This window comes from Tetragenococcus muriaticus DSM 15685 (assembly GCF_000423785.1).
GTDB lineage: Bacteria > Bacillota > Bacilli > Lactobacillales > Enterococcaceae > Tetragenococcus > Tetragenococcus muriaticus.
Genome location: NZ_AUIQ01000059.1, coordinates 1 through 11,315, shown reverse-complemented (window position 1 = coordinate 11,315; position 11,315 = coordinate 1). Strand labels below are relative to the sequence as shown.

The following is an 11,315-nucleotide window of genomic DNA, read 5'->3' as shown; positions in this document are numbered from 1 at the left end:
TTCTTTAAAGTTTCCAAATCTCTCCTTCATTTGTCACAAGAAACCCAAACGCGCAATTATCAAGCCTTGATTTGTCATACCACCATTGTGTTCACGCGCTACATCTTATTAAGTTGGCAACAACGCTGTGCCAATGACGAGCGGACCTTAGGCGGCTTATTTTATGAACTTGCTGACCAAATAAAAGAACTTGACTGGTCGGTGGCTTTATTAGAACTAATGGACATTTTGCAAGCAGTCAGTGAAAAAGCGAGTCATAAACTACAAGACTTCATTGAAAGTCAACTGCAGCTCTGGATCGATACGCTGCCCAATTATATCAAGGCTTATCTACCGAATTTGGTGTGCGAAACTTGAGTTATTATTAGTTTTCCAGTTCTTCTAGTTGTAGACTAACATTTTCCCATTCTTCAGTAAGTTCTTCTTGTTGCTGTCTTGTATTTTGTAACTCTTGATCTAATTCGTTTAATTTTACAGGATCGTCCAAATTTTCTGAATCGGTCATTTTGCTTTCAATTTGTTTTATTTTTTCTTCTGTCGTGGTTAACTGTTCTTCAATTTGGGTCACTTTTCGTTGCAAGGAGCGTATTTGTTTTTGCTGCTCTTTTGATTGCACAAAATTTTTTTTACCAGCAGATATTGTTTTTTCTTGGGGTTCTTCTTCTTTTTCATATTCAGCTAACTCTTCTTCTTCTTGCTTTTTTTCTAGATAATAGTCATAATCGCCTAAATAAAGACGCGTTCCATCTTCTGATAGTTCGACGATCTTAGTCGCAATTCGGTTGATAAAATAGCGATCATGAGAAACGAAAAAAAGAGTTCCTTTATAATCGATCAAAGCGTTTTCTAGAACTTCTTTATTATCAATATCTAAATGATTCGTTGGCTCGTCTAAAACTAAAAAGTTTTTTTGCTCCATGGCTAGTTTGGCTAAAGATACACGCGCTTTTTCACCACCGCTTAGCTGGGAAATGGATTTATCTACGTCTTCTCCAGAAAATAAGAAGCTGCCTAACATTCGGCGAATATCGACTTCAGGAGTTGTGGGATGTTCGTCCCACAATTCAGCTAAAATCGTTTTATTTTGGTTTAATTCTTCTTGTCCTTGGTCATAATAATCAGTCGTTACGTTCGTTCCAAAGTGTTCTTCTCCTTTAACAAAAGGAATTTCACCAATTATTGATTTTAACAAGGTCGATTTACCAATACCGTTAGGTCCTATTAGAGCAATCGCTTCTTGTCGTTTGATGTCTAAATCAATAGGTTCAGATACAATGTGACTATCATAGCCGATAGCGCCATTTTCTAAGTGAAACACAATATTTCCTGAAGTTTTGGTTATATGAAATAAAAAGTTTGCTGATTTCTCTTTCCCTTGGGGACGTTCCATTTTTTCTATTTTTTCTAATTGTTTTCTTCGACTCTGGGCCCGTTTAGTAGTCGAAGCGCGAACGATATTTTTAGCTATAAAATCTTCTAATTTACTAATTTCAGCTTGTTGCTTTTCATAAGCTTTCCACTGGCTCGCTAATTGTTGTTCTTTTAGTTCTAAGTAACGGCTATAGTTTCCTTTGAAATGTTGCATTTCACTTCGACTAATTTCATAGGTTTCAGTAACAACTTTGTCTAAGAAGTACCGGTCGTGGGAAACAATTAATAAGGCTCCACGATAATTTTGTAGGTAACCTTCTAACCAATTAAGTGTTTTTATATCTAAATGATTGGTGGGCTCGTCTAAGATTAGAATATCAGGTCTTTGTAAAAGTTTTTTAGCTAAAGCTAATCGTGTTTTTTGTCCTCCGGAAAGAGTGTTGGTTGGTTTTTCGTAAAAAGACTCATCAAATTGAAAGCCATGCAAAACTGCACGCATTTCATTTTCATATCCGTAACCGTTTTTTTCGATGAACTCTTGTTGTAGACGATCGTATTGGGTGAGGGTTGCTTCATAATCTTTATCTTCAGGAGATATTTGACTAATCTGGATTTCTAATTCATGCATACGTTTTTCAATTTGGCGTACCTCAAAAAAAGCTTCAAGCATTTCTTCCCATACAGTCTTTGTAGAATCTAAGCCTGTATCTTGAGCTAAATATCCCAAAGTGACATTTTTCGTTTTAGTCATTGTTCCCTGATCGGGTTCTTCAATGCCGGCAATGATTTTTAATAAAGTAGACTTTCCTGCACCGTTTCGGCCCACTAAGCCGATACGTGCTTGACTACTAATCTCTAATTGTATATTTTCGAATAAAGTTTCTGCTCCAAATCGTCGAGCAATTTGGTTTGCCTGTAATAAAATCATAATATCCTCGCCTTAGTTTTCCTTGATTTTATGTATCCGTAAATGATAGTGTATCATAATTTATTAACGTTCGAAAGATAGAGCAAATCGCGCTTTTTATCGCTTTTGAAAAATTTTGCAACAATCTGAGCAATCAAATTGCTTTTTTTCGTTTTTATCTGTTATGATACTACATGTTATAAGTGAATTTTTCACAATATGGAGGGCTAGAAAGTGAAAGAAAATAGTATTCCCAAAGCAACTGCAAAACGGTTACCTTTGTATTACCGTTATTTACGAATTTTAAACGATGCTGGAAAGGCAAAGGTTTCCTCAACTGAGTTAAGTGAAGCCGTCCAAGTCGATAGTGCGACGATACGTCGTGACTTTTCTTATTTTGGCGAATTAGGTAAGCGCGGCTATGGTTATGACGTAGAAAGCTTAATGCAATTTTTTGCTAAAACTTTAAGTGACGATGAAATGACCAATGTTGCCTTAGTCGGTGTAGGAAATCTAGGTAGTGCTTTGTTAAAATATAAATTTCATCAAAGTAACAGTATCCGGGTGAGTGCAGCATTTGATGTTAATCAAGACATTGTAGGTCGGATCGTTGATGGCATCCCTGTATATCCAATGTCTGATATGGTAGAACAAATTGAAATTCAACGCATCGAAATCGCCATTTTGACCGTACCGGCATCTAATGCGCAGGACGTGGTTAATCATTTAGTTGAAGCTGGTATTAAAGGAATTTTGAATTTCACGCCAGCACGTATTTCAGCACCGTCCAATGTTTTAATTCAAAATGTGGACTTAACCAACGAGTTACAAACACTGATTTATTTTTTAAATAGTAATGATCGTTTCGATTTATCCTCAGAAGAATAGTTATTTGAAGTCTTGCTCTTTTCTTTTAATAAATAAGAAGAGACAGGACTTTTTTCGACTTACATGTAGGTTTTAAAAATTCTAAAAATTCACAGAATTATCATATTTTTTCGTTATATTGTTAGAAGATGGACAATAGATGTTTGTAGTTTCCCAATTTGTTTAGTACAATAGAAAAGAGAATAAGGGAACAATTAGGAGAAAGAGGTGTCAAGTGAATGGGGTATAAAGACGAAACGGTACGTTTTGATTTTGACGACAGTCGTAAAAAAGAAGTTAGCGAAACACTTGCGATTGTATACCGTGCGCTTGAAGAAAAGGGCTACAACCCAATTAATCAAATTGTAGGGTATTTGTTGTCAGGAGACCCAGCGTACATTCCGCGTTATCGCGACGCGCGTAATTTGATTCGTCGTCATGAACGTGATGAAGTATTAGAAGTTTTAATTCGCTTTTATTTAGAAAATCATGGAGTCAATTTATAATGCGTAGTATGGGATTAGATGTAGGTTCAAAAACCGTTGGTATAGCAATCAGTGACCCGTTAGGTTGGACAGCTCAAGGCATTGAAATTATACCAATCAATGAAGAAGAAGGCGAGTTTGGCTTTACCCGTTTAAAGGAATTGGTTGATCAATATGAGATTGAACAGTTTGTTGTGGGTCTACCCAAAAATATGAATAACTCTATCGGATTTAGAGCGGAAGCTTCAATAGAATATGGAACAAAGTTAAAAGAACAGTATCAGCTGCCAGTAGTTTATCAAGATGAACGTTTGACTACCGTGCAGGCTGAACGGATGCTAGTTGAGCAAGCAGATACGTCTAGAAAGAAAAGAAAAAAAGTGATTGATAAATTAGCAGCTGTAGTTATTTTGCAGAACTATTTAGATTCTGCAGCAAATTAAGAAAGATATAAAAGAGGAGAATAAAATAAATGTCAGAACATACACATGATCATGATCACGATCATAATGAGCATGAACAAATTACTTTAGTTGATGAAGAAGGCAATGAAACGCTATACGAAATTTTACTTACAATTGACGGCCAAGAAGAATTTGGACGCAATTATGTATTATTATACCCAGCGAGTGCTGATGAAGATGAAGAAGTTGAATTGCAAGCTTATGCTTATACTGAAAACGAAGAAGGCACAGAAGGCGATTTAGAGCAAATTGAAACCGACAAAGAATGGGACATGATTGAAGAAGTATTTAACACTTTCATGGCTGACGAAGAAGAATAAGAAATTTAAAACCAGGCTAAACTCTTGCTATATAGGAGTTTGGTCTTTTTTTAACTTGGTAAATAAACAACAATAAGGAAGGGATTTGATGAGTAAAACAACGGTCGTGAGTGAATTTGCGCCTTTAAAAACCGTTGTTTTGTCCCGGTCCCAGTTTTGCTTCCCTGAAGATCCAGAAAATAGTAAGGTGAAAATAGTGAAGTTGGTCCGTTTATCTAAGGCGGTGATGTCGTTGTTTTAGGAAGAACTGTTTTTGTTGATCATTCTGGATTAGCTAACAAATTAAATGGTATTTATTGGTCAAAGCAACTACTAGAACCATTTGATTATAAAGTGGTGTCGATCCGTTTACATCCTTCGATTTTACATTTAGATTGTGTGCTTAGCTTGCTTAAAGAGGAATTAATGACCGTTTGTGAAGGAGCTTTCTTATACGGTATACCTGCCGATTTAAAGAGTTGGGAAAAAATTAACGTTTCTCTAAAGGAAGCTACCAATTTGATCGTTAATGGTTTACCCGTAAATGAACAGGTATATATCACAGATGAGGCACTTACTGTTTTAATTACCAAAATTGCGGCAAAAGGAGTGAAAGGAGAGGCACTTGATGATCATGTTTCGAGGATGGTTGGTGATTCTTTCAGATATAGCACCCAAGCTTTAGTTAGAGAATAAAGTGAAGTTTGAGAACTTCACTTTATAAGGGACTTGACAGTGTATTATTTCTAGTGTAAATTACGATGTAACAAAGCACATGAGAATTCCGTAGATGAGAAGAGTAATTTCGTTGCTTTTTATTCAGAGAGATCTTGGTAGGTGAAAAAGATCATGAAAGGCGAAATGAAGATGGTCTCTGAGGATAAACCATCGATATGTAGATGGTTTCGAAAGGTTCAATCGTTATCTTGAACGCCATTTCTTGCTTTGAGATGGGCAGAGAGAAGTATAAACTTCTATAACATAAGGTGGTACCGTGAATGTTCACCCTTTTATCAGATTTTCTGGTAGAAGGGTTTTTTTTATAATAAACATTGGATCTTTTGTTCGTGTGCAAAAAATTAGGAGGAGATTGAAGATGAAAAAAAGTTGGAAAAAAGCGTTATACGCCGGAGTGTTTGGAATAACTGTTTTTGGGTTAGCTGCTTGTGCTGGAGACGATAGCGGTTCTGGTGAGGGTGATAATGAAACATTAACAGTAGGAGCGAGTTCTACCCCGCATGCTGAAATTTTAAATCAGGTAGAAGATGATCTGGCTGAGGAAGGATATGATTTGGAAGTCGAAGTATTTGATGAATATGTATTGCCGAACCAAGCATTGGCTGATGGTGATCTTGATGCTAATTTCTTTCAGCACGAGCCGTATTTAGATAATTTTAATGAGGAAAATGATACCGATTTGATTTCGGCAGCTGAGATTCATTTTGAACCATTAGGCTTATACCCAGGTCAAACTGAATCTATTGATGATATTGAAGATGGGGCAGAAATTGCGATTCCTAATGACGCAACAAATGGCGCCCGAGCTTTATTGCTATTAGAGGATGCTGGCTTGATTCAATTAGCAGAGGATAGCGGTATTACAGCGACTGTTAATGATATTGAAGATAATCCTAACGATTTAGAGCTGACAGAACTAGAAGCTTCTCAAATCCCTCGGACCGTACAGGACGTAGACCTTGCAGTTATTAATGGAAATTATGCAGCAGAAGCTGACTTTGATGTAGAAGAGGACGCATTAGATATTGAAGAAGAGGATTCTGATGCAGCACAAACTTATGCAAATATTATAGCTGTACGAAATGGTGATGAAGATGATCCGGCTACTGAAGCTTTAGTAGATGCAATGCAAAGTGATAATGCAAAAGATTATATGGAAGAGGAATTTCAAGGATCAGTTGTTCCATTATTTTAAAATGAATGCTCGTAAAGCTAGTTTACTGGTTTTACGAGCATTTTTGTATACTTTTGCTATTATCAAGATATAATAAAATAAAAAGGAGTTGCCCATGCAGGACTTAAAAGAATATATTGCGACGATTGAAAATGATGCAAATAAAGAAAAGTTTAGCGAACTTATAAGAACGATTCAAACAGAGTTTCCACAGTTACAGTTGATTTTTAAATGGAACCAGCCAATATTTAGCTATAAAGGAACATTTATCATTTCTTTCAATAAGACTAAAAAACATATCGCTGTCTCACCAGAAGTCGCAGGGATGAAAAAATTCTTTAAAAAAATTGAGGATTGTGGTTACGAACAAAGGAAAAGTACTTTTACTATAAAGTGGGAAGAGCCCGTAAACTACTCATTACTTTATGAAATCATTCGATTTAACCTTGACGAAAAGAAAGATTATCCAACTTTTTGGCGTAAAGCAAAAGGATAATTTAATACTGAAAAATAGCCGGAATGTTTTTTAAAAGTATTCCGGCTATTTTTTATAGAGTAGTTCTTTCTTGAATATAAGTACTTAGAGGTTTTTGATAGTCCTTTTTTGGCCAGCTTCCTATATTAAAAAAGTTCGCTAATAAGTAACCAATATAAGGACCGGTTGTTAATCCTGAAGAACCCAAACCACTAGCCACAAAAAGGGAGGGTCCATCGGCTAAAGAGCCAAAGAAAGGGGCGAAGTCTGAAGTATAAGCTCGTGTGCCGATCCGATAGCCAAAAGAGTTTTTTAAAAGTTTTTCAGGGAACTGTAAAAAGTTTTTGCTATTCTCCGTTAATCGCTCGAAAGCTTCTTTTGTTGGCTGTAAATCCCATTGAGCTTCATCTTCATGTGTTGCTCCAATAATAATTTGCCCCTTGTTGGCTGGAATCAAATCTGCTTCATTATCTAGCATAGCTACGGGCCATTGGTAACTTTCTGTCTGTGCCGTGTTAAAGACAATGAGCTGTCCTTTTTGTGGTCTAAGATCTACTTGATAGCCGAGCGGTTCTAATAATGGCTTGCAATTGGGACCTGCTGTTATTATGACATTATCAGCTGAAATTTGGTGATTTTGAGTGCTGATTTGCCAGTGATCGTTTTTTCTTTTTAATACTGCTTTTTCGTTGATAAAGTTTACTTGTTTTTGAACTGCTAATTTTTTCATATATTCTAGATAAAGCAATCCGTTAAGTCGTGCACCTCCAGAAACGTATAAGGATTCTTGTGGGGCTAATAGCGGAAGCTTACTAGCTGTTTGATAGGAAGAAAGCAGTTCAATATCTCCGATTTCTGGCGCATCTTTTTTCCGTTGTTCTGCTAAATTAGCTAAGTCTGCTAGACCTTTTGATCGTAAAAGAATAGTACCATTTTTGGCGTATATCTCTTGCGAGAGATTCATATCAGTAGCTAGTTTTTGCAAAAATGCCGCGCCATCTTTAGCTAAACGATACCAGCGTTTATTTCTACGTTTAGATAACCAGGGGGAAATAATTCCCGCGCTGGCTTTTGTAGCTTGGCCTTTTCCTTCATCAAATAAAGTAACATCGTATTTTGTTGTGTCTAAATAATTCGCTAGAGTAATACCAATAATACCTCCACCAATAATAGCTATTTTTTGCATAAGCTTTTACCTCCTAAAGTTATTATCATGCAATGTTTTTCTTTTTTCAATCCTCTAAAGTATTCAGAAAAATTAGACAAGTTATTTTCTTTTTAATGAGGTTTATGGTATTCTTTTTAAAAGCAGTAAAAAAATAATGCCTGATACTTTGTTGTCTATGCCGTGTTTTTATTGAATGAGCTAGTTTAGAAGAAAGTGTGAAGAATATTCCACTTTTTTTTGACAAAATGACAACTTGATGTTACTTTAGTATAGTCACTTGCGTTGGTAAAAAAATATAAAAAAGGGAGTGTTTACTTTTGAGTACAAAAGTTCGAATAGAACATTTGACCAAAATATTTGGTCGAAGAACCCAACAAGCCCTTGAACAGGTAAAAGCCGGAAAGTCAAAACAAGATATTTTAAAAGAAACTGGCGCAACTGTAGGGGTACATGATGTCAGTTTTGATGTAAATGAAGGCGAAGTTTTTGTAATCATGGGCTTATCAGGAAGTGGGAAATCTACTTTAGTACGAATGATCAATCGTTTGATTGAACCAACGTCTGGTGCAGTTTACATTGATGACGAAGATGTCTCAAAAATGTCAAAAGAAGATTTACGAGAAGTTCGTCGAACGAAATTGAATATGGTGTTTCAAAACTTCGGTTTATTTCCGCAAAGGACGATTTTACAAAATACGGAATACGGCTTAGAAGTACGTGGCGTTGGTAAAGAAGAACGTCGTCAAAAAGCTGAAGCAGCTTTGGATAATTCTGGTCTGCTTTCAGTTAAAGACCAATATCCTAACCAATTATCTGGTGGGATGCAACAACGTGTCGGTTTGGCTCGGGCATTAGCTAACGATCCAGAAATTTTATTAATGTACGAAGCGTTTTCTGCTTTGGATCCTTTGATTCGCCGGGATATGCAAGATGATTTAATGGACTTGCAAGAAAAAGTACAAAAAACCATTATCTTTATCACCCACGATTTAAACGAAGCTTTACGTATTGGTGATCGTATCGCTTTGATGCGTGATGGTGAGGTTATGCAAATTGGTACTGGAGAAGAAATCTTAACTCATCCAGCAAATGACTTTGTTCGTGAGTTTACCGAAGATATTGACCGTTCTAAGGTCTTAACTGCTGAAAATATTATGGAACCTGCTTTGACGATTAATGTAGAAGCGGATGGCCCTAATGTTGCTCTGCAACGGATGCGTAAAGAAGAAATCAGTATGTTACTAGCGGTGGATCGAGGACGTTATCTTAAAGGTAGTTTGACAGCTGAACAAGCTTTGAATGCTCGTAAAAACGAAACACCTTTAAAAGAAGTGTTAGAGAAAAATGTGCGAAAAGTCGAAAAAGATACATTGGTAACAGATATTTTTGATATGATTTACGACTCTGCCGCACCTCTTGCTGTTGTGGATGAAGAAGATCGTGTTGTCGGTGTTGTGGTTCGTGGTAGCGTAATTGGTGCAATGACCGATACAGATACCAATGCCAATGACAGTCAGAGTACCACTGAAACCGAAGAAGCAGCGGATAAGGAAGGAGTGAGCGCTGATGCTTGATTTTCTACAAAATGAACTTCCGATGTCGGAATGGGTAGACAATGTTGTTGACTGGTTAACTGAGCACTGGGCAGCATTTTTCTCATTCTTACAAACACTGGGACAAAATATAATGGATGCCATGACAACTGGATTGTCAGCGATCCATCCTTTGTTGTTTATTGTCATCATAACTGTTGCTGCGTTTTTCTTAAACAATAAAAAATGGCAATTGCCGACCTTTACGTTGTTAGGTTTATTGCTTATTTACAATCAAGACTTATGGTCTGATTTGATGAGTACTCTTACATTGGTTATTGTTTCTAGTCTGATTTCGGTCATTATTGGTGTTCCTTCAGGGATTTTGATGTCAAAAAGCGAAATTGCCAAAAGTATTATTACACCAATACTTGACTTCATGCAGACCATGCCAGGTTTTGTTTATTTGATTCCAGCGGTGGCTTTCTTTGGTATCGGCATGGTGCCTGGAGTATTTGCTTCTGTGATCTTTTCCTTACCGCCAACCGTACGGATGACCAACTTAGGAATTCGTCAAGTTCCTGTTGAATTAGTAGAGGCTTCTGATTCTTTTGGTGGTACAGCTTGGCAAAAATTATTTAAGTTAGAAATGCCTTTAGCTATGGGGAATATCTTTGCCGGTATTAACCAAACCTTGATGCTTGCTCTATCCATGGTTGTTATTGCTTCTATGATCGGAGCCCCTGGACTTGGACAAGGCGTATTATCCGCTGTTCAACGTTCACAAGTAGGTAATGGTTTTGTTTATGGTATAGCAATCGTTATCTTGGCGATTATTATGGACCGTTTTACACAAAATTTGAATACCAGTGGCAGTAGCTCAAGTGAAGATTAAAATATGTTAGAGATTAAGCAAAAATAGAATGAGACAGGTTTACGCCTGTGATTTATTCAATGAATAGAAATTATGAAAGGATGTTTATTTTGAAGAAGAAGTTAGTAGGTATGTTAGCATTAAGTTCAGCATTTTTATTAGCCGCGTGTAGTAACGGCGGTGGCGATGATGCAGAAGGTGGCGGCAATGGCGGTGGTGACACTGTTGAATTGTCCTATGTAGAATGGGATACAGAAGTTGCTTCTACAAACGTTGTGGCTCAAGTGTTAGAAGATATGGGTTATAATGTAAACATCACACCTTTAGATAATGCTGTAATGTGGGAAGCAGTAGCTAATGGTGAATCTGATGGTATGGTTGCAGGTTGGCTACCAGTGACTCACGAAGCACAATACGAAGAATTTGGAGACCAAGTGGAAGACTTAGGTCCAAACTTGCCAGACGCAGCTCAATTAGGAATTGTTGTACCTGAATATATGGATGTAGATTCAATTGAAGACTTGGATGACCAAGTACCAGACCAAGAAATTATCGGTATCGAACCAGGTGCTGGTGTAGTTGCTGCGGCTGAAGATACAGTAGATACTTATGATAACTTGTCTGATTGGGAAGTAACTCCTTCTTCTAGTGGTGCGATGACCTCACAATTGGGTAGTGCGATTCAAAATGAAGATCCAATTGTGATTACTGGTTGGTCGCCACATTGGATGTTCTCTCGTTACGATTTAAAATATCTTGAAGACCCAGAAGGAACCATGGGGGATGCTGAAAGTATTCATACAATGGTTCGCGAAGGGCTAGAAGATGACATGCCAGAGGTTTATAGCATATTGGATAACTTCGAATGGACCGAAGATGATATCAACGAAGTAATGCTAGAAATTGAAGATGGTACTGACCCAGAAGAAGCTGCTAGTGATTGGATTGAAGATAACCAAGA

General features: G+C 37.0%; 11 protein-coding genes, 2 pseudogenes and 1 other annotated feature. Of the genes and pseudogenes, 11 read left to right on the top strand and 2 right to left on the bottom strand.

From position 1 onward, the window contains the following. Positions 1-357: pseudogene (locus G577_RS12210) on the top strand (IS4-like element ISTeha3 family transposase); the annotation flags it as partial. A 7-nt stretch (positions 358-364) separates the two neighbouring features. On the opposite strand, the gene G577_RS0108640 reads toward G577_RS12210, so the two are convergent. Continuing rightward, positions 365-2,299, bottom strand: a complete 1,935-nt coding sequence (locus G577_RS0108640) for an ABC-F family ATP-binding cassette domain-containing protein (protein ID WP_028790856.1) — start codon at positions 2,297-2,299, stop codon at positions 365-367. Between the two features lie 213 nt (positions 2,300-2,512). Between G577_RS0108640 and G577_RS0108635 the strand changes: the two genes are divergently transcribed. The 8 genes from G577_RS0108635 to G577_RS0108600 all read left to right on the top strand — a co-directional run bounded on the left by G577_RS0108635 (position 2,513) and on the right by G577_RS0108600 (position 6,801). Then, positions 2,513-3,166 (top strand): redox-sensing transcriptional repressor Rex, encoded by a 654-nt coding sequence (locus tag G577_RS0108635; RefSeq protein ID WP_028790855.1) that lies wholly within the window; start codon positions 2,513-2,515, stop codon positions 3,164-3,166. 218 nt (positions 3,167-3,384) lie between these two features. Next, positions 3,385-3,651, top strand: coding sequence for an IreB family regulatory phosphoprotein (locus G577_RS0108630; protein ID WP_014125240.1), 267 nt, complete (start codon positions 3,385-3,387; stop codon positions 3,649-3,651). Further along, complete coding sequence (ruvX, locus tag G577_RS0108625; RefSeq protein ID WP_028790854.1) at positions 3,651-4,073, top strand: Holliday junction resolvase RuvX; 423 nt, start codon at positions 3,651-3,653, stop codon at positions 4,071-4,073. The genes G577_RS0108630 and ruvX overlap by 1 nt, the downstream gene beginning before the upstream one ends. Before the next feature lie 29 nt (positions 4,074-4,102). After that, positions 4,103-4,414, top strand: a complete 312-nt coding sequence (locus G577_RS0108620; RefSeq protein WP_028790853.1) for a DUF1292 domain-containing protein — start codon at positions 4,103-4,105, stop codon at positions 4,412-4,414. Between the two features lie 88 nt (positions 4,415-4,502). Beyond that, positions 4,503-4,655: a hypothetical protein gene (locus tag G577_RS12490; protein ID WP_231556799.1), complete on the top strand. Its 153-nt coding sequence runs from the start codon at positions 4,503-4,505 to the stop codon at positions 4,653-4,655. Between the two features lie 95 nt (positions 4,656-4,750). Continuing rightward, the gene (locus G577_RS12485) at positions 4,751-5,089 is read left to right on the top strand and encodes a hypothetical protein (RefSeq protein ID WP_231556798.1); all 339 of its coding nucleotides are present in this window, start codon (positions 4,751-4,753) and stop codon (positions 5,087-5,089) included. A gap of 82 nt (positions 5,090-5,171) precedes the next feature. Then, positions 5,172-5,406 (top strand) — a binding site (T-box leader). Between the two features lie 83 nt (positions 5,407-5,489). Beyond that, positions 5,490-6,326: a MetQ/NlpA family ABC transporter substrate-binding protein gene (locus G577_RS0108605; RefSeq protein WP_028790851.1), complete on the top strand. Its 837-nt coding sequence runs from the start codon at positions 5,490-5,492 to the stop codon at positions 6,324-6,326. A 94-nt stretch (positions 6,327-6,420) separates the two neighbouring features. After that, positions 6,421-6,801, top strand: a complete 381-nt coding sequence (locus G577_RS0108600) for an iron chaperone (RefSeq protein WP_028790850.1) — start codon at positions 6,421-6,423, stop codon at positions 6,799-6,801. A gap of 52 nt (positions 6,802-6,853) precedes the next feature. Here the strand turns inward: G577_RS0108600 and G577_RS0108595 are convergent, their stop codons facing one another. Beyond that, a complete protein-coding gene (locus tag G577_RS0108595) occupies positions 6,854-7,966 on the bottom strand; it encodes an NAD(P)/FAD-dependent oxidoreductase (RefSeq protein WP_028790849.1) in 1,113 nt (370 codons plus the stop codon). Positions 7,967-8,265: 299 nt separating this feature from the next. Between G577_RS0108595 and G577_RS0108590 the strand changes: the two genes are divergently transcribed. Together G577_RS0108590 and G577_RS12480 are read left to right on the top strand one after the other, a co-directional pair. Continuing rightward, positions 8,266-9,522, top strand: a complete 1,257-nt coding sequence (locus tag G577_RS0108590) for a quaternary amine ABC transporter ATP-binding protein (RefSeq protein WP_028790848.1) — start codon at positions 8,266-8,268, stop codon at positions 9,520-9,522. Beyond that, positions 9,515-11,315: pseudogene (locus G577_RS12480) on the top strand (ABC transporter permease/substrate binding protein); the annotation flags it as partial. The gene G577_RS0108590 and the pseudogene G577_RS12480, both read left to right, overlap by 8 nt.

Excerpts from the sequence above, each read along its gene's own strand:
- G577_RS0108630 (WP_014125240.1), top strand. The coding sequence starts at position 3,385 with ATGGGGTATAAAGACGAAACGGTACGTTTTGATTTTGACGACAGTCGT.
- G577_RS12490 (WP_231556799.1), top strand. The coding sequence starts at position 4,503 with ATGAGTAAAACAACGGTCGTGAGTGAATTTGCGCCTTTAAAAACCGTT.
- G577_RS0108640 (WP_028790856.1), bottom strand. The coding sequence starts at position 2,299 with ATGATTTTATTACAGGCAAACCAAATTGCTCGACGATTTGGAGCAGAA.
- G577_RS0108605 (WP_028790851.1), top strand. The coding sequence starts at position 5,490 with ATGAAAAAAAGTTGGAAAAAAGCGTTATACGCCGGAGTGTTTGGAATA.
- G577_RS0108620 (WP_028790853.1), top strand. The coding sequence starts at position 4,103 with ATGTCAGAACATACACATGATCATGATCACGATCATAATGAGCATGAA.
- G577_RS0108595 (WP_028790849.1), bottom strand. The coding sequence starts at position 7,966 with ATGCAAAAAATAGCTATTATTGGTGGAGGTATTATTGGTATTACTCTA.
- ruvX (WP_028790854.1), top strand. The coding sequence starts at position 3,651 with ATGCGTAGTATGGGATTAGATGTAGGTTCAAAAACCGTTGGTATAGCA.
- G577_RS0108600 (WP_028790850.1), top strand. The coding sequence starts at position 6,421 with ATGCAGGACTTAAAAGAATATATTGCGACGATTGAAAATGATGCAAAT.